The sequence below is a fragment of the Falsiroseomonas frigidaquae genome (genome assembly GCF_012163145.1).
GTDB classification, from domain to species: Bacteria; Pseudomonadota; Alphaproteobacteria; order Acetobacterales; family Acetobacteraceae; genus Falsiroseomonas; species Falsiroseomonas frigidaquae.
In genome coordinates this window covers 475,011-491,804 of the sequence record NZ_JAAVTX010000004.1, presented here as the reverse complement: position 1 = coordinate 491,804, position 16,794 = coordinate 475,011, and the positions used below count along the sequence as shown (strand labels likewise).

General features: G+C 70.5%; 16 protein-coding genes. 11 read left to right on the top strand and 5 right to left on the bottom strand.

Going from position 1 to position 16,794, the window contains the following annotated elements:
* Positions 1–88 precede the first annotated feature (88 nt).
* Positions 89–535 (bottom strand): dihydroneopterin aldolase, encoded by a 447-nt coding sequence (locus HB662_RS14985; protein ID WP_168050603.1) that lies wholly within the window; start codon positions 533–535, stop codon positions 89–91.
* Positions 532–1,320, bottom strand: a complete 789-nt coding sequence (locus tag HB662_RS14980; protein ID WP_168050602.1) for an SDR family oxidoreductase — start codon at positions 1,318–1,320, stop codon at positions 532–534. The genes HB662_RS14985 and HB662_RS14980 overlap by 4 nt, the downstream gene beginning before the upstream one ends.
* Positions 1,321–1,429: 109 nt before the next feature.
* Between HB662_RS14980 and HB662_RS14975 the strand changes: the two genes are divergently transcribed.
* Together HB662_RS14975 and HB662_RS14970 are read left to right on the top strand one after the other, a co-directional pair.
* Positions 1,430–1,774 (top strand): hypothetical protein, encoded by a 345-nt coding sequence (locus HB662_RS14975; RefSeq protein ID WP_168050601.1) that lies wholly within the window; start codon positions 1,430–1,432, stop codon positions 1,772–1,774.
* Positions 1,750–2,247 (top strand): hypothetical protein, encoded by a 498-nt coding sequence (locus tag HB662_RS14970; RefSeq protein ID WP_168050600.1) that lies wholly within the window; start codon positions 1,750–1,752, stop codon positions 2,245–2,247. The genes HB662_RS14975 and HB662_RS14970 overlap by 25 nt, the downstream gene beginning before the upstream one ends.
* A 9-nt stretch (positions 2,248–2,256) precedes the next feature.
* Here HB662_RS14970 and HB662_RS14965 read toward each other — a convergent pair whose 3' ends face one another.
* Positions 2,257–2,508 (bottom strand): hypothetical protein, encoded by a 252-nt coding sequence (locus tag HB662_RS14965; RefSeq protein WP_168050599.1) that lies wholly within the window; start codon positions 2,506–2,508, stop codon positions 2,257–2,259.
* A 105-nt stretch (positions 2,509–2,613) separates the two neighbouring features.
* The gene (gene uvrB / locus HB662_RS14960) at positions 2,614–4,830 is read right to left on the bottom strand and encodes an excinuclease ABC subunit UvrB (RefSeq protein ID WP_168050598.1); all 2,217 of its coding nucleotides are present in this window, start codon (positions 4,828–4,830) and stop codon (positions 2,614–2,616) included.
* Between the two features lie 62 nt (positions 4,831–4,892).
* Between uvrB and HB662_RS14955 the strand changes: the two genes are divergently transcribed.
* The 6 genes from HB662_RS14955 (at position 4,893) to mdoH (ending at position 13,266) form a co-directional block, all read left to right on the top strand.
* Positions 4,893–5,375: a CYTH domain-containing protein gene (locus HB662_RS14955; RefSeq protein ID WP_168050597.1), complete on the top strand. Its 483-nt coding sequence runs from the start codon at positions 4,893–4,895 to the stop codon at positions 5,373–5,375.
* 189 nt (positions 5,376–5,564) lie between these two features.
* Complete coding sequence (locus HB662_RS28800; protein ID WP_209443295.1) at positions 5,565–6,350, top strand: hypothetical protein; 786 nt, start codon at positions 5,565–5,567, stop codon at positions 6,348–6,350.
* Positions 6,351–6,392: 42 nt separating this feature from the next.
* Positions 6,393–7,109 carry a hypothetical protein gene (locus HB662_RS14945; RefSeq protein ID WP_209443294.1) on the top strand — a complete coding sequence of 239 codons (717 nt, stop codon included), beginning with the start codon at positions 6,393–6,395 and terminating at the stop codon, positions 7,107–7,109.
* Between the two features lie 233 nt (positions 7,110–7,342).
* The gene (locus HB662_RS14940) at positions 7,343–9,439 is read left to right on the top strand and encodes a sensor histidine kinase (RefSeq protein WP_168050596.1); all 2,097 of its coding nucleotides are present in this window, start codon (positions 7,343–7,345) and stop codon (positions 9,437–9,439) included.
* Between the two features lie 138 nt (positions 9,440–9,577).
* On the top strand, positions 9,578–11,098 hold the full coding sequence (locus HB662_RS14935) for a glucan biosynthesis protein (RefSeq protein ID WP_168050595.1): 1,521 nt from the start codon (positions 9,578–9,580) through the stop codon (positions 11,096–11,098).
* Positions 11,086–13,266: a glucans biosynthesis glucosyltransferase MdoH gene (gene mdoH / locus HB662_RS14930; RefSeq protein WP_168050594.1), complete on the top strand. Its 2,181-nt coding sequence runs from the start codon at positions 11,086–11,088 to the stop codon at positions 13,264–13,266. The genes HB662_RS14935 and mdoH overlap by 13 nt, the downstream gene beginning before the upstream one ends.
* On the opposite strand, the gene HB662_RS14925 is transcribed toward mdoH, so the two are convergent.
* Positions 13,267–13,452, bottom strand: coding sequence for a hypothetical protein (locus HB662_RS14925; protein WP_168050593.1), 186 nt, complete (start codon positions 13,450–13,452; stop codon positions 13,267–13,269).
* A 650-nt stretch (positions 13,453–14,102) separates the two neighbouring features.
* Between HB662_RS14925 and HB662_RS14920 the strand changes: the two genes are divergently transcribed.
* The 3 genes from HB662_RS14920 (at position 14,103) to HB662_RS14910 (ending at position 16,726) form a co-directional block, all read left to right on the top strand.
* A complete protein-coding gene (locus HB662_RS14920; protein WP_168050592.1) occupies positions 14,103–15,452 on the top strand; it encodes a tyrosine-type recombinase/integrase in 1,350 nt (449 codons plus the stop codon).
* 133 nt (positions 15,453–15,585) lie between these two features.
* Positions 15,586–16,398 carry a hypothetical protein gene (locus tag HB662_RS14915; protein WP_168050591.1) on the top strand — a complete coding sequence of 271 codons (813 nt, stop codon included), beginning with the start codon at positions 15,586–15,588 and terminating at the stop codon, positions 16,396–16,398.
* 103 nt (positions 16,399–16,501) lie between these two features.
* On the top strand, positions 16,502–16,726 hold the full coding sequence (locus tag HB662_RS14910; protein ID WP_168050590.1) for a helix-turn-helix transcriptional regulator: 225 nt from the start codon (positions 16,502–16,504) through the stop codon (positions 16,724–16,726).
* The last annotated feature ends 68 nt before the right edge of the window (positions 16,727–16,794 follow it).

Here is a 16,794-nt window from a genome sequence, read left to right as displayed (position 1 = left end):
AGTGGAAAAGTCGGCTCGCAAGCCCTTCCAGCAACGTGTGGTTTCCGCGCGGGCAGGCCTTGGCGGTCATAATGGTGGAACACCGGCATCAGCCGGCGCGCATGCGCTCGACCACCACGCCCACCGTCGCGACGTCGGGGAAGGCGTCGGGCTTTTCCACCGTCACCCGGGCGCGCAGCACCCGCGGATCGGCCAGGGCCGCCAGTGCCACCTTCTCGGCCAATGTCTCCACCAGCAGCACATGGCCTTCCGCCACCGTGGCCCGGGCGGTCAGGACCAGGCGCTCGTAATCCACGACGCGGCGGAAATCATCCGGCCCGATCGCCGCCGGGGCGGCGTCGTCCTGCACCAACAGCTCGACGCCCAGGATGATGCGCTGCGGGCCGGCCTTCTCATGCGCATAGATACCCAGCCTGGCCATCAGCTCCAGCCCGCGCAGGAACACCACCCGCGTGCCGCGCACGGCGTCGGGGGCGTAATGCTCCGGCCCATGGATCGACCCATGGATCGGCCCGGGGATCGAGCTGTGGTTCATTCGGCGATCTCCGCGGCGCCCACGGTCGGCGCCCATTGCAGATGCTGCCCGCCATCGAGCGCGATCATCTGGCCGGTCATCGCCGGCAGCGACAGGATGGCGAGCAGGGCGCGCGCCACCTCATCCGGCCCCGTCCCATGCCGCAGCGGCACGGAGGCGCATTGCCGGTCGAACTGTTCCTGGCTCTGGCGCGGGGAGGGTAGCGCCGGCCCCGGCCCGATGGCGTTCACCCGGATGCGCGGCGCCAGCGCCAGGGCCAGCGTCTGGGTCAGTGTCCAGAGCCCGGCCTTGGAGACGGTGTAGGATAGGAAATGCGGCGTCAGCGACCAGACCCGCTGGTCCAGCAGGTTGACGATGACGCCCTGCGCCGGGGGCGCCAGGCCCCGCGCCATCGCCTGGGCTAGGACGAAGGGCGCGCGGAGGTTCGCCTCCATATGCGCATCCCAGCTTTCCCGGGTCGCGTCATGCCACTCATCGCGTTCGAAGGTGGAGGCGTTGTTCACCAGCACGCCGATCGGGCCGAGCGCCGCGGTCGCCTGCCCGATCAGCGGCGCCACCTCCGCCTCCTTCGCCAGATCGGCCTGCAGCGCCACGGCGCGGCGGCCGAGCGCGCGGATATCGGCCACCGTCTCCGTCGCCTCCGTCGCGCTGGTGCCGTAGTGGATCGCCACGTCGAAGCCCGCCCCGGCAAGCGCCAGCGCCATCGCCCGGCCCAGGCGCTTGCCGCCGCCGGTGACGAAGGCGGCGCGCGGCAGGGAATCGGGGAGGGGGAGGGAGGAGTTCATGCGCGGCCGCAGATAGCCCGCCCCCGCCGCGAAGGCCAATGCAGCAGAGGTCGGTTGACCCGCGCCTCGCGCAGGCGTTCTGCTGGATGACAGATGAGGCGGAGGCACCATGCGGCTGGCACTGGCGATGATCGGGGTGCTGGCCGCGGGGCCGGGATGGGGCCAAGGGATGACCCAAGGGATGACCCAGGGGCTGACACCATCCTTGCGAGGCAACGCCGGCATCCCCGGCTTGATGGCGCCGGCAGAGACGCCGCAGCAGAAGCGCGAATTCTGCCAGCGCATCGCCACCGCCGCCGGGCGCTGCGCCATGTCCGGCAGCTTCGCCGCCCCGGCCCTGGCTGCCTGCCTGGCACAGGGCCTGCCGGTGCAGGACCAGCTGCGGGTGGCGCAATCCGCTGGCGGCGGCGTGGCGGGGCTGCTGTCCGAATGCGGCATCAGGCCGGGGCGGTGACGGAGGAGGGCAGCCTCTACCGCAATAGCCGCCTGCGCCGGGTGCGCGGGCTGCAATATGGGCTATGGACTGCGGCGCTGGCTTTCGGCCTCGGTGCCGCGGTGCTGCGCTGGGTCTGGCCGGCCGAGGATGCGCTGGCGCTGGCGATCCTGGCCCCCATCCTCGCCGCGATGGCGCTGGGGATGGAGCTGTATCGCAGCCTGTACGTCACCGAGATCCGCGCCCTGCCGGGCGGCCTGCTGGTGGAGACGCTGGGCTTTCGCGGCCGGCGTCGCCACCTGCTGCCCTGGGCCGCGCTGCACCGGGCGCTGGCGCCGGAACGTCGCTACAACGCCCGCGGCGCCAGTTCCACCGCCGTCAGGCTGCGTCGCCCGGGCGGCCGGCTGCCCTTCATCATTGACACGACGCGGGATGGGTTTGATCCGGCGGCGCTGGCGAAGCTGGCGCGCCGCCGCACCCGCCGCCCTGACTGACTTCCCGACCTAGCGGCGCCGGCCGCCGCCACCGCTGGTCAGGGCGCCGACCGCCGCACCACCCGCGCCGCCGAGCAGCGCGCCGGTCACGGCGGACCCGCCTGTCAACGCGCCGACCGCCGCGCCACCCGCCGCGCCGATGGCGCCGCCGGACAGGGTGCGCTGCTGCCCGCGGGACATGCCCTCGCAGGCCGCGAGCGGGATGATCAGGGCGCTGGCCAGCGCCAGGCGGGGCAGGAGCTTGCGCGTCAGAATTTTCATGCAGGAAATCCCCGGTTGGTTGCGGGGACGAATAGGCCCGCCGCCTGGGGCGGCGATGCGGCGGGCACTGCCACCTGCCCGCCACAACCGATCAAGCCGCCGCGATCAGCCGCGCCGGCGGCCGCGCCCGCCCTTCGCCTTGTTCGGGTCGTAGCCGCCGCCGCCCGGGCCCATCGGCTTCGGCTTCCAATCCTGCTTGGCCCGGCCCTTGCCGGACCCGTTGGCGCCGGCGCGCGGCGCGCTGTCCTGCAGCGACCGCCCGGCCATGTTGGGCTGCAGGCCGAGCTCGAGCGCCTCCAGCCGCTTGATCTCGTCGCGCAGCCGGCCGGCTTCCTCGAATTCCAGATCCGCCGCGGCGGCGCGCATGCGCTTCTCCAGCTCCGCGATGCTGGCGCCGATATCCTTGCCGACGAATTGCGCGGTGCTGTCGCCCTCCACCGCCTCCACCGTCACGTAGTCCTGCTCATAGACCGACTGCAGCACGTCCGAGATGTCGCGGCGGATCGAGGTGGGGGTGATGCCGTGCGCGGCGTTCCACTCGGTCTGCTTCTGCCGTCGCCGGGCCGTCTCGCCGAGCGCCTTCTTCAGGCTTTCGGTCATCACATCGGCATACAGCACCACCCGGCCATCGACGTTGCGCGCGGCGCGGCCGATGGTCTGGATCAGCGCGGTGGTGGATCGCAGGAAGCCCTCCTTGTCCGCGTCCAGGATCGCGACCAGCGCGCATTCGGGAATGTCCAGGCCCTCGCGCAGCAGGTTGATGCCGATCAGCACGTCGAAGACGCCGCGGCGCAGGTCGCGGATGATCTCGATGCGCTCCAGCGTGTCCACGTCGCTGTGCAGATAGCGGCAGCGGATGCCGGTTTCCGTCATGTACTCGGACAGATCCTCCGCCATCCGCTTGGTCAGGGTGGTGACCAGGATGCGGCCGCCGGCGCCCGCCACCTTGCGGCATTCGGCCAGAAGATCATCCACCTGGCCCTCCACCGGGCGGATTTCCGTGACCGGGTCGACCAGGCCGGTCGGGCGGATCACCTGTTCGGCAAAGACGCCGCCGGTACGCTCCATCTCCCACGGGCCGGGGGTGGCACTGACGAAGACGGTGGTGGGGCGGTAGGCGTCCCATTCCTCGAACTTCAGCGGCCGGTTGTCCTTGCAGGACGGCAGGCGGAAGCCGAATTCGTCCAGCACGGATTTGCGGGCAAAGTCGCCGCGATACATGCCACCGATCTGCGGCACGGTGACGTGGCTTTCATCCACCACCAGCAGCGCGTTTTCCGGCAGGTATTCGAACAGGGTGGGCGGCGGCTCGCCCGGCTTCCGGCCGGTGAGGTAGCGGGAGTAGTTCTCGATGCCCTTGCAGACGCCGGTGGTCTCCAGCATCTCGATGTCGAAGGTGGTGCGCTGGTCCAGGCGTTGCGCTTCCAGCAGGCGGCCGGCCGCGTGCAGCTCCGCCAGCCGTTCCTTCAGCTCCGCCTTGATGGACAGGATCGCCTGCTGCATCGTCGGCCGTGGCGTCACGTAGTGGCTGTTGGCGTAGATCGCGACGCGATCCAGATCCGCGGTGATCTCGCCGGTCAGCGGGTCGAATTCCTTCAGCCCGTCGATCTCGTCGCCGAACAGGCTGACGCGCCAGGCGCGGTCCTCCAGCTGGGACGGCCAGATATCCACCGTCTCACCACGAATCCGGAAGGTGCCGCGCTGGAAGGCGCTGTCGTTGCGACGGTATTGCTGCTCGACCAGGCCCTTGATCAGCACGTCGCGCTCGATCTTCCCGCCGCGCTCCAGCTTCACCACCATCCGCGAATAGGTCTCGACCGAGCCGATGCCGTAGATGCAGGACACGGAAGCGACGATGATGACGTCCGACCGTTCGAGCAGCGACTGCGTGGCGGAATGCCGCATGCGGTCGATCTGCTCGTTGATCTGCGCGTCTTTTTCTATGTAGGTGTCGGTCCGGGGCACATAGGCCTCGGGCTGGTAGTAATCGTAGTAGCTGACGAAATATTCCACCGCGTTGTCGGGAAAAAAGGACTTCATTTCCCCGTACAGCTGCGCCGCCAGCGTCTTGTTCGGCGCCAGCACCAAGGTCGGCCGCTGCACCGCCTCGATCACCTTGGCCATGGTGAAGGTCTTGCCGGAGCCGGTGACGCCCAGCAGCACCTGGTCCCGCTCCCCCTTTGCCAGCCCGTCCAGCAGCGTCGCGATGGCCGCCGGCTGGTCGCCATTCGGCTCATAGGGGGAAACCACGCGCAACGGCGTGGCGGAGGGCGGCACCGGGCGCTTCTGCGGGAAGAACTCGACAGGGGTGAGGATGTTCATGGCGCCACGAATGTGGGCGCTCCGGTGCCGCTGCGGTAGCCTCCCGATGCAGGAGGGCCGGCATGGGCATCGAGATCGAGCGGAAATTCCTGGTGACCGGCGAGGGCTGGCGCCAGGCGGTACGGGGGCAGGGGGTGCCGATGCGGCAGGGCTACCTCTCGGCGCCCGGCCCCGACGCCGCGCATGTCCGCGTGCGGCTGGCCGGCCCGCAGGGCTTCCTGACCATCAAGGGCCCGGCGCTGGCGGGCAGCGGGGGGCAGGTGCGGCCGGAATTCGAGTATCCGATCCCGGTCGCGGATGCGGAGGCGCTGCTGGCGCTGTGCACGACGCCGCCGCTGGCGAAGACGCGCTTCGAGGTGCCGCATGACGGGCATCTCTGGACCGTCGATGTGTTCGAGGCACCTTCGCGCCTGGCCGGGCTGGTGCTGGCGGAGGTCGAGCTGCCCGATGTGGCGGTGCAGCCCGGCCTGCCCGGCTGGCTGGGCGCGGAGGTGACGGATGACCCGCGCTACGCCAACGCCGCCCTGGCGCTGTCGGGGCCGTAGCCGCGCCAGCGGCGGTATCCGGGGGTCGCCGCCAAGCCGCAAACGGCAGCTGAAGCGCCGCATCCTCGCGCCGCTGTGCGCCCCTGGTGCGGGGGCGATACGAACAATCCGGGTTCGCTGGCGTTCTCAGATGGTGCGGGTGCTCGACACCCGACCAGAGCTTGAACGTCAGCAACTGGAGAAACATCCATGCCCACACGGCACATGGCTTTGGCAGGCGCGGTCGCGGCCGCACTCGGATTGTCAGGCGGCGCCTTCGCGCAGAGCACCTCGCCGAGCGCCACTGCCCCGAATCTGGGTCCCGCCGGTCAGCCGGTGACCGAGCAGGGTGCGCGGAGCGGTGGCCAGGCCGCGGGTGCCGAGGCGCAGGCGGTCAATCCGACCCCGATGCCGCCCGGCAGCCGTGCCGGCCAGACCCCCGGCATGGGTGGCCAAGCGGCCAACCCGACGCCGATGCCGCCAGGCAGCCGTGCCGCGCAGGCCCCCGGCATGGGCGGCGGCGCTGGCACCCAGGCTCAGCCGGGCGCCGCGCAAACCCAGATGACGCCGCGCGTGGCGCCGGCCGATCCGGCCTCGCCGCAGGGTGGCCGCGCGGCGCAGACCAGCCCCGGCGCCAGCGGGCCGCTGCCCGGCTCCCGCCAGCCGGCCGGCACTGCCGAGACCCGGCCCGGTGCGGTAACCCCCGGCGCACCGGCCACCGGCACCACCACGCCGGTGACGCCCGCCCAAGGTGCCGGGGCCGCGGCGCCGAGCCTCGCGCCGCAGGGTGCGGCCCGCACCGACGCCGCGCCGCTGAGCGGGGCCAATTCCTTCACAGAAGGCCAGGCCCAGTCCCGCATCGCCGACGCCGGCTATGCCGACGTGACCGGGCTGCGGCTGGACGAGCAGGGCATCTGGCGCGGACGGGCCATTCGCAATGGCCGGCCGACGGGCGTCGCTCTCGACTACCAGGGCAACATCGTCGCGACCGACTGAGCCGTCCGCACCGCAAGAAACCGATCGAGAGGAACATCATCCATGGCAACCCGAACCATCGCCCGCCTTTTCGACAGTTCCACCACCGCGCATGCCGCGGTGCGGAGCCTGGAGGCTGCTGGCTTCGCGCATGGCGACATCACCTATATGGGCAGCGCCGATGAGGGCGCGCGGGATCGCGTCGGCGCGGATTCCCTGCGCGGCGGCGCCGGCACCGGCATGTCCGGTAACACCCCGGGCACCACCACGGGCACCACCGGCGAGCCGGCGACCGAGACCGGCGCGGCAACCGGTGCCTCCCTCGGCACCGTGGTGGGCGGTGGCGCGGGCCTGCTGGCCGGCATCGGTGCACTCGCCATCCCGGGCGTCGGCCCGCTGGTCGCGGCCGGCTGGCTGATCGCCACGCTGACCGGCGCCGGCGTCGGCGCCGCAGCCGGCGGTTTGATCGGTGCGCTGACCTCGGCCGGGGTCGAGGAGGAGCATGCGAGCACCTATTCCGAGGGCCTGCGTCGCGGTGGCCACCTGGTCGCCGTCCGCACCGAGGATGGCCGCGCCGCGGAGGCCGAGCGGATCCTGGAGCAGCATGGTCCGGTGGACATGGATGCGCGCCAGGCCGAGTGGCGCAGCGGCGGCTGGGACCCGGCGAAGGACCCGGCGCGCAACCCCGGCTATGTCGGCACCCGCCCGATCGGAACCGCCCATGACGACCCGCGCCTGGCCAACGACCCCAGCCTGCGCCGCCCCGGCGACGTAGCCTGATTCAGGTCCAGGTCTGATCCAGTAGCCTTCCCACCCTGGCACAGCTGAAAAGCCAGGCCCGCAGCCGGCGGCAGCGCCCGATGGGGCGCCCGCCGGCCACCGTGGTAGGGTCGGGGGGCGGACACGCATTTGACCTATGTTTCACACGCGCTGTTTCCCTTGCAGCGCGCGTAGGTGACGGGTAGTCCAGAAAGCCCGTCACAGGCGCGGCGTACAGGGAAAAGCCAGGTCGGATGCGCTTATCGACACGTATCGCCGTGCTCTGCGCGGCGGCCGTCCTGCCTTCCCTTGCCATACAGGCATGGCATGAGGTCGCATCCCGCCAGGCGCGCATCGAGGAGGTGCGCGCCGAAGCCCGGCGCTTCGCCCTGCAATCCGCGTCCGAACTCAGCCGCATGCTGGAAGGCGCCCGCAACCTGCTGGCGGCGGTGGGGGAGGCGCATCTCCGCGGCGGCACCTATCCGGGCTGCGGTGCGGGGCTGGCGGCGCTCAGTATCCGCATGCCGCGCTACGTCTCGATCGGTGTGAGCGACGCCGAGGGACGGATCCTGTGCAGCTCATCGGGTGCGGCCGGTCCGGCCTCCATCGCCAGCCGTCCCTATTTCGTCCGGGCGCGGGAACGCCAGGAATTCCAGGTCGGTGCGGTGATGGAGGTGACACGGGGCGGAGAGATGCGGCGCATCCTGCCGCTGGCCCTGCCCATCATGTCCGGGGGCCGCTTCGTCGGGGTCGCCATCACCTCGATCGACACGATCTGGCTCTCGGAGAACCTGGTCTCCAGCGGCGCCCTGCCGCCCGGCGGATCGGTGACGGTGGCGGATCGCGAGGGCGTCATCGTTGCCCGCACGCCGCAACCGCAGGCCTTCATCGGCACCCCGATCCCGGCGCCTTTCAGCGACCTGGTGCAGGCGGCCTCGCCCGGGGTGATCGACGTGGTGAGCCAGGACGGCACGCCGCGGATCCTGGGCTACGTGCCGGTCGGCGCCGGCACCACGGGACTGTATGTCAGCGCCGGCTTCCCGACCGGGCCGGCGCTGCAGCGGGTGAACGACGCGACGCAGCGGGCCCTGCTGCTGGTCCTGGCCGGGCTGCTTTCGGCCCTGGCCGCCGCCTGGCTGTTCGGCCGCATCTATCTGCGTAAGCCGGTGGACCAGCTACTGGATTCCATGCGGCGCTGGACCGCGGGAGACCATGCGGCACGCAGCCACAGCGACGACCGTGGCGAGATCGGCCGCCTTGCCGCCGGCTTCAACGCCATGGCCGACGCGGTCGCGATGCGCGAGCAGGAATTGCGCGAGGGCGAGGCGAGGCTGCGCGACGTGCTCGGCCAGATGCCGGTCGCCGTGGTACTGGCCGAAATCCCCTCGGGGCGGGAGGTATTCCGCAACGCCCGGGCGCAGGCGCTGCTGCAATGCGCCGGCCTCCGCGATGGCGATGGCTGCCCAGGGGAAGCCGCCCTGCCGGAACCCCTGGCCGGCCCGCTGCGCGAGGCGATCCGGTGCGGCACGATGACGGAGGGGCTGGAACTGCCGCTGCGCCGCGCCGATGGCAGCGAGACCGTGCTTGCCGTCAGCGCCGCCCCGGTGCGGGCCGCCGGCGGCGTGAAGCTGGCCGTGGCGGCCTTCCTGGATGTCGGCGCCCGGCGCCACGCGGAACGCCAGCGGGAATTGCTGACCGCGGAGCTGCGCCACCGGGTGAAGAACGCGCTGGCCGTGGTGCAGTCCATGGTGGCGCAGACCCTGGCGCAGAGCGCCTCGCTGGAGGAATTCCGCCACAGCTTCAACCCGCGCCTGTCGATGCTGGCCAAGGCGCAGGATGCGCTGTTTGCGTCGGAGGATGGGCTGGTGCGGCTGGATGCGCTGGTGCGGGCCACGCTGGCCCCCTTCGGCGCCGCCGTGCTGGTGCGCGGGCCGGACGTGCCACTGCCCGCCAAGCAGACTCTTTCGCTGGCGATGGTATTGCATGAGATGGCGACCAACGCCGCCAAGCACGGCGCGCTGCGCCCCGGCGCGGGCGGCGGTGTCGCCGTGAGCTGGACCCTGGAACCAGCGCCGCATGACCCGCACGAGGACGCGGCGGAGCGTCAGTCGGCACCGGAACCCGCGGAGGGTCAATGGGTGCATCTGCGCTGGGTGGAATGCGCCGATCTGCCTGCCACGCCCACCAGCCGCCGGGGCTTCGGAGCGCGGCTGATCGATCGCTGCGTGACGCATGACCTGCGCGGCCATGCCGAATCCATTCTCGATCCGGCCGGCATCACTTGGCAGCTGGTCTTCCCCCACCCCAGGGAGACCGGGACGCTCCCCATGGAACTCGCCATCCCGGCCTGAACCTGCCACCGCCCGCCAATTTTTGCGGTGCGGTAGGATCGATGCAACCGAGGGGGCGCGGGCTCGTTACGTGTCCGCCGTGCCTGGTCGGGATCACCCTGCCAGCCGGCGCATCACCCGCGCCGATTGGGGGCCGCTTTGCACCGCCGTACCGCCCTTGCTGCCATAGCCTCCTCCGCCCTGTTCCTGCGTTCCACCGGGGATGAGGTGGAGGCGCAGTCGGCCGCCCAGCCCGCCGGCACGCCGTTCAGCGACAGCACGGTCCGCGACCTGGCGCGGGAGATGGCGCGGCGGGACTATCGCGCGCCGAGCAGCGACCTGCCGCGTGCCTTCACCGATCTCGGCTATGACGAATATCGCACCCTGCGTTTCAACCCGCAGGCGGCGCTGTGGCGCGGCAATGATGCGAGCTTCCAGGTCCAGCTGTTCCACCGCGGCTTCCTCTATGCCCAGAAGGTCGAGCTGCATGAGGTGGTGGACCGCCGTGCGCGGCCGATCCCGTATGATCCGGCGGCCTTCACGCTCGGCGAGCGCCCGGCGCCCGGCGCCGACTTCGGCCATGCCGGCTTCCGCATCCACCACCCGCTCAACACGCAGGGCGTGTTCGACGAGCTCGCCGTGTTCCTCGGCGCCTCCTATTTCCGGGCGGTCGGGCGCGGGCTGAGCTACGGGCTTTCGGCCCGCGGCCTCGCGATCAAGACCGCCGATCCGGCCGGCGAGGAGTTTCCGGTGTTCCGCGCCTTCTGGCTGGAACGGCCGCATGCCGGCGCGAATTCCGTGGTGGTGCATGCGCTGCTCGACAGCCCCAGCGCCACCGCCGCCTTCCGCTTCACCATCCGGCCGGGCGACCACACGGTCTTCGACGTGCAGGCGGTGATCTACCCGCGGGTGGAGGTTGTCGCCGTCGGCGTGGCGCCTCTGACCAGCATGTATTTCTTTGCCCCGAACGACCGCGGCACCGCCGATGACTACCGCAATGCGGTGCATGATTCGGATGGGCTGATGATCGCCACCTCCCGCGGCGAGCAGCTCTGGCGGCCGCTGCAGAACCCGCGCGACCTGCAGGTCAGCCAGTTCGCTGAGGTGAACCCGCGCGGCTTCGGCCTGATGCAGCGGCGCCGCGACTACCTCGGCTACAACGACCTGGAAGCGCTGTATGAGCGCCGCCCGTCGCTCTGGGTGGAGCCGATCGCCGATTGGGGGGCGGGGCGCATCCAGCTCATCGAGATCCCGACCGACAACGAGATCAACGACAACATCGTCGCCTTCTGGCGCCCGGAACAGCCGATGCTGCCCGGCGAGGAGTATAATTTCGTCTACCGGCTGCACTGGATGCCGGCCTACCCGGGCAGTCCGGAGCTGGCGCAATTCACCGAGACGCGGGTCGGTGCGGCCGGGCGTGCCGGCCGGCTGTTCGTGCTGGATGTCGCCGGCGGCAAGGCAGGCGAGGTGCCGCCTGACACCACCCCCAGCCTCGACCTGTCGCACAGCGCCGGCGAGATCCGTCACGCGGTGGTGCAGCGCAATCCGCAGAATGGCGGCTGGCGGGTGCATTTCGAGTTGGTGCCGGGGGCGGCGCGGCAGGTGGAACTGCGCGCCGTGCTGAAGCTGGGTGACCAGCCGCTGACCGAGACCTGGCTCTACCGATGGACGGTCTGAGCCACCCCGCCGCCGGATGGCGCGCCCTGCCGGACCCGGCGCCGCTGCAGATGCCGGTGCAGTCGCTGCGCCAAGTGCCCGCGCCCGGCCCAGCCGCACGTCCCTCGTCGCCCCGGTTGATGGGGTTGCGGCGGTTGCTGGTGCTCGGCGGCTCGGTATTGCTGACTGGCTTCGGCGCGCGGGAGATGGGGCTGGTGCTCGACATCGGCAGCCCGACCGCCCTCCAGGTCACGCTGCTGCTGCTGTTCGTGGCGCTGTTCGGCTGGATCGCGCTGTCCTTCCTGAGCGCGCTGGCGGGTTTCGCCAGTCTGCTCGGCGGCGGCGGGCGGCGGCTTGGCATTGACCCGGCGGGCCCGATTCCGGAACTGCACGACCGCACCGCGCTGCTGATGCCGGTCTACAACGAGCCGCCCGAGCGGGTGATGGCCGGGCTGCAGGCGATCCACGAAAGCCTGGCCGCCACCGGCCGCGGCGCGCATTTCGACATCTTCATCCTGAGCGACACCACGGACCCCGATGCCTGGCTGGCGGAGGAGGAGGCGTTCCTGGCGCTGCGCGACCGCACCGGCGACCACGCGCACATCTTCTACCGCCGGCGCCCGAAGAACCACGAGCGCAAGGCCGGCAACATCGCCGAATGGGTGCAGCGCTTCGGCGCCGCCTATCCGCAGATGCTGGTGCTGGACGCCGACAGCGTGATGGAGGGCGATGCGCTGGTGCGCCTGGCCGCGGCGATGGAATCGCATCCCGATGTCGGCCTGATCCAGACCCTGCCGGTGATCGTCAACGGCGCTTCCTTCTTCGCGCGGATGCAGCAATTCGCCGGTCGGGTCTACGGCCCGATGATCGCCGCCGGAATCGCCTGGTGGCATGGGGCGGAGGGCAATTACTGGGGCCACAACGCCATCATCCGCACCCGCGCCTTCGCCGACCATGCCGGGCTGCCGACGCTGCGTGGCCCGAGGCCCTTCGGCGGCCACATCCTGAGCCATGATTTCGTCGAGGCCGCGCTGCTGCGCCGGGCTGGCTGGGCGGTGCACATGGTGCCGACGCTGCGCGGCAGCTACGAGGAGAGCCCGCCCTCGCTGACCGACCTCGCGGTGCGTGACCGGCGCTGGTGCCAGGGCAATCTCCAGCATGCCGCGGTGCTGCCGGCGCGCGGGCTGCATCCGATCAGCCGGCTGCACCTGTTCACGGGCATCGGCAGTTACATCACCGCGCCGCTCTGGCTGCTGTTCCTTGTGGTGGGCGTGTTCGGCGCGCTGGAGGTGCGCTTCATCCGGCCGAACTACTTCCCCTCCGGCCCCTCGCTGTTCCCGGACTGGCCGGTGGTGGACCCGGTGCGCGCCATGTGGCTGTTCATCGGCACCATGTCGCTGCTGCTGGTGCCGAAGCTGCTCGCCTGGTTCCTGCTGCTGCTGAAGCCGGAGGAACGGCGCGGCATCGGCGGGGCCGTGCGGTCCTTCCTCAGCATGCTGGTCGAGACGCTGGTGGCGGGGCTGCTGGCGCCGGTGACGATGCTGACGCAGAGCGTCGACGTGGCATCCATCCTGACCGGGCGGGATTCCGGCTGGCAGCCGCAGCAGCGGGACGATGGCACGCTGTCCTGGCGCGCGGTGTTCCGGCTGTACTGGCGCCACACGCTGTTCGGGCTGCTGTTCGGCGCCGCGTCCTGGCTGGTCTCGCCCTACCTGGCGCTGTGGATGCTGCCGGTGACGCTGGGGCTGGCGCTGGCGGTGCCGCTCGCGGCGCTGACGGCGCGCCGGGGAACGCTGCTGCGGCGGCTGGGGCTGCTGGCGATCCCGGAGGAATCCTCACCCCCGGCCGTGCTGAACCGCGCCAACAGCATCCGTCGCAGGCTGGTGGAGCAGGCGCGGCCGATGGAGGCGGTGCAGCGGCTGGCGGCCGACCCGGCCCTGCAGCAGGCGCATCTGGACATGCTGCCGCCGCCGCGCCGGCCCCGTCAGGACCCGCTGGACCCTGCGCTGCTGATGGGGCGGGCGAAGCTTGAGGAGGCGGTGGATCTGCCCGAGGCGCTGTCGGCCCTGACCCGGCCGGAGAAGGCGGCCGTGCTGGGCGATGCCGGTGGCGTGGCCCGCCTGCTGCAACTGGCCAATGCGACGCGCCGGGACGCGGTGGTGCCGCGCTCCGCCGCGATGGCGGGCTGATCAGCCGATCAGCTTGTCCGCGAGCAGGCCGATGCCGATCCAGAGAAGTGTGGAGACGGCGGCGATAAGGATCACGCAGGTGCGCAGGCTGAGCCGTTCCGGCAGGGGCTTCGCTGCCACGGCGCGATGGGACGCGGCCGAAGCGACCGGCGAAAGCTGCGACAAGGGAACCGTCTTCGAGGCCATGTGACCGACCGCCCGTTGAATACTCGCTGGATCGTGATGGAAAATATCCAGTCGTGCAAGCTCAAAGATTGATGTCTCTTCGCGAACTGCAAGAGGGATTCGCGAATATGCACCGGATGCAGGTTTTTACGCTTAGGTATATTTGACGTTTCCGGCAGAGTGGTCGCCCGGCCTTTCGGAAAAATGATCGACTTCGAAACATTCGCCGTTGGCCGGAGGGCGAGCGCCAATGGTCCGTCGCCCGCGGCATGCGTGAGGTGACGACCTTGTTGTGGAGCTGGCTCAGGCTCATGCCGGCCGGGCCGTGCCACTGAAGGCCAGGCCATCGCGGGCGCCGGGATTCACGAGATCAATGCCGGCCGACTGGATTGCCCTGGGCCCGGTGCGGAGCGAAGCCGTCCGCCTGGATGCTTCACCGGCCTGGGCCGATCTGCCGGGTGAGGGGATCGAACCCCCGACCTTCGGTTTACAAAACCGAAAAAGCCAAGTCGCCATGCGCCGCGACGGGTCGCCACTTGTCGACGCGGGCACACGAAATGGCTTGATTTTGGGCCGGGAAGGGCATTACGAACCGAAGCAAGCGGCCACTGGTCGCCACACGCTGCCTCGTCAGTGTGCCCGCACTGTGCCCGCGAAGGTGCCCGCCCGCCATGCCTCAGAAGCTCACGGACAAGACTGTCGCAGCCCTAACCTGCCCCGCTGGCAAGAAGGACCTGTGGGTGACGGACTCTGAACTTCGGGGCTTCACGGTTCGGGTGCAGCCCAGCGGTGTCCGGACCTTCCTGTTCAACTACCGCTTCGGCCCTCGTGTCCGCCGGGCCGTGCTGGGCACGTTTGGCGCCGAACTCACCACCGCGAAGGCGCGTGATAAGGCCGAACGGTTGCGCGGGATCCTACGGGATGGCCGCGACCCTTTGGCGGAACGCGAGGCGGCGGAGGAGGCCCGGGTAAAAGCGGAGGCTGCGGCGGCGGCGCGGGCGGCCGAAGCGGCGTTCACCGTGAAGTCCCTGGTCGACCTCTACGCTGAGAAGCACGTGGCCGGGCTTCGGCCGGCGACGCAACGCGATGTGCTGTCGCGACTACGCCTTCACCTCGGCCCAATCGCGGACCGGCCGGCCATGGCGATCGGCCGGCGTGACGCCGCCGCCGTGGTGGACAAAGCTGCCGAGGCCGGCGAGACGACCGCGCGCCGGGTCCGGGACTACGCCCGGGCGATGTGGGCATGGGCACTGCGCCGCGGCACGCTGCCCGAGGGCGCGGCGAACCCCTGGGAACATGCCCCGGCGCCGGGCAGGGACGTGCCGCGGGAGCGTGTGCTGGGTGCCGAGGAAGTCGGGCACGTCTGGCGCGCGGCCGGCACGCTGGCGGCGCCCTACGGCCCGATGGTCCGCTTCACGCTGCTGACCCTGGCACGGCGCGAGGAAGTCACCGCGATGGCTTGGGGCGAAGTGGCGCCCGACCTATCCGCCTGGACGCAGCCGGGCACCCGGACGAAGAACGGCAAGGCGCATGTCGTGCATCTGGCAGAGCCGGCCCGGGCGATCCTGCGCGCATTGCTCGGCGCCGAGGACGGCAAGCCCCTGCCTGCATTGCCGAAGGCTGACCGGCTGGTGTTCGGCATTGACGACAAGCGGCCGATCACGACGCACTCATGGGTGAAGCGGGAGATAGACTCGACCATCGCCGAGGCACGCGCGGAAGACGCGGCGAAGGCCGGCCAGTTGCCCCCCGAGCCCATGCCGGGTTGGGTGCTGCACGACTTCCGGCGCTCGGGTGTCACCTGGCTGGCTGGCGCCGGCTTCCCGCCGCACGTCGCGGATCGGCTGCTGAACCACGTGCAGGGCACGATCCGCGGCGTGGCCGCGATCTACCAGCGCGGCGAATTCCTTGAGGAGCGAAAGGCCGCGCTCGCGGCATGGGCCGCGCATGTGGAGGCGTGCGGGGAGGGCAGGGGCGCGCTGGACAACGTGGCCGTCCTGGCCGAGCGGCGCCGCGCCTAGTTGACGCTCGCACCGTCGAGGCGGTGCACCTATATCGTTCCGCAGCGGGGCTAGGTTTGGCCGCCGAACGCCTGGACCTCTGCACCGGGCTGCCCCGCGCTTCCAGATGCAGAGCGCGCGGCAGAAGGCGCGAGTGACCGAACCAGCAACGACTGACGGACCTGCGCCGCAAGATAGCCGCGCCGGAGCCGAGCAAATCCTTGCCAAGCTAGCGGGGGCGATCGGCGAGGTAGTCGACCTGATCGGCCGAGACGCGGTGCAGCTCGCGTTTGCGACCGTTGCCCGGCGGGGGGGCGAAGGTCCGCTTGACGCTGGCGCGCTCGCGGCAGGCGGCGAGGAACAGGGTGAAGTAGCGCGCCGCGCCGTGAGCATGGCCGTCGACCTGCTGGCACCTGCGATCGGTGCCAAGGCGGCCGCAAGCCTTGCACACAACGTCCGGCGGCTAGGTGACGGCAGCACTCTGCCGAAGCTGCTGACGGTGGGCGCAGCGACGCACCGGCGCTTGGATCCCGCGTCGCGATCTCACGTCGTAATGGCGGTGTCGGCCATGGCCCAAACTCTCCACGCGCGCGCCCGCGCCCAGGACGACGATGCTCGTGGAACAGCAATGGACCGGCTTAGCCGCATCGGCCTGCGGAACGAGAAGCCTCCCCAGGGCTACGTCGAAATCGAGCTGGCTATCTTGAAGGTTTGCAATGTGCATCTGGACCAGAAGCGGTGGGGGCGCGCAAAGGCCGCTCTAACTCCGGACCATCGGGCCTCGGTCGAGATTGTCGTGAAGGCACTCGTCGGAACCCTGGATGAAGCAGATCGCCAGCGTATCGGTCAGGAGGATCGACTCCTCGACTCCATGAAATTGCTTTTGCCGCTCGCGCATCCTGCCGCACTCGACACGCCGCGAATCGAGCAAACCAAACGAGCGATCCGATTTTTCTGGCGCCGCTAAGTCAACCCCGGAATTCCGTCAAAACACCGGGGGTGATTGGACCCGGCCGCTCAATCACTCCTGTCACGCGGCGACACGCGCCGCGATGAGAGGAATGGCATCCATGCTCACCCGCTACCTGTCCGAAGCCGATTTCGCCGAGCGCTTCAGCGTCTCGCGCCGCACCCTCCAGCGCTATCGCGTCACCGGCGACGGGCCACCGTGGACCCGGATCGGCCCACGCCGCATCGTCTATCCGCTGAAGGCCGCCGAGGAATGGGCCTCTGCCCGGACCTTCCCGCACCGCGCCGCCGAGCTCGCGAACCGCGCCGTCTCCGCTGCCACCTGAAACGAAAGCCGCCGGGAGCATGTCTGCTCACCGGCGGGGGCATCTATCGCTACGTCAACTTTGCAAGT

Bases quoted from the DNA above. Each gene is read 5' to 3' on its own strand.
- HB662_RS14985 (WP_168050603.1), bottom strand. From the start codon at position 535: ATGAACCACAGCTCGATCCCCGGGCCGATCCATGGGTCGATCCATGGG.
- HB662_RS14980 (WP_168050602.1), bottom strand. From the start codon at position 1,320: ATGAACTCCTCCCTCCCCCTCCCCGATTCCCTGCCGCGCGCCGCCTTC.
- HB662_RS14975 (WP_168050601.1), top strand. From the start codon at position 1,430: ATGCGGCTGGCACTGGCGATGATCGGGGTGCTGGCCGCGGGGCCGGGA.
- HB662_RS14970 (WP_168050600.1), top strand. From the start codon at position 1,750: ATGCGGCATCAGGCCGGGGCGGTGACGGAGGAGGGCAGCCTCTACCGC.
- HB662_RS14965 (WP_168050599.1), bottom strand. From the start codon at position 2,508: ATGAAAATTCTGACGCGCAAGCTCCTGCCCCGCCTGGCGCTGGCCAGC.
- uvrB (WP_168050598.1), bottom strand. From the start codon at position 4,830: ATGAACATCCTCACCCCTGTCGAGTTCTTCCCGCAGAAGCGCCCGGTG.
- HB662_RS14955 (WP_168050597.1), top strand. From the start codon at position 4,893: ATGGGCATCGAGATCGAGCGGAAATTCCTGGTGACCGGCGAGGGCTGG.
- HB662_RS28800 (WP_209443295.1), top strand. From the start codon at position 5,565: ATGCCCACACGGCACATGGCTTTGGCAGGCGCGGTCGCGGCCGCACTC.
- HB662_RS14945 (WP_209443294.1), top strand. From the start codon at position 6,393: ATGGCAACCCGAACCATCGCCCGCCTTTTCGACAGTTCCACCACCGCG.
- HB662_RS14940 (WP_168050596.1), top strand. From the start codon at position 7,343: ATGCGCTTATCGACACGTATCGCCGTGCTCTGCGCGGCGGCCGTCCTG.
- mdoH (WP_168050594.1), top strand. From the start codon at position 11,086: ATGGACGGTCTGAGCCACCCCGCCGCCGGATGGCGCGCCCTGCCGGAC.
- HB662_RS14925 (WP_168050593.1), bottom strand. From the start codon at position 13,452: ATGGCCTCGAAGACGGTTCCCTTGTCGCAGCTTTCGCCGGTCGCTTCG.
- HB662_RS14920 (WP_168050592.1), top strand. From the start codon at position 14,103: ATGCCTCAGAAGCTCACGGACAAGACTGTCGCAGCCCTAACCTGCCCC.
- HB662_RS14910 (WP_168050590.1), top strand. From the start codon at position 16,502: ATGCTCACCCGCTACCTGTCCGAAGCCGATTTCGCCGAGCGCTTCAGC.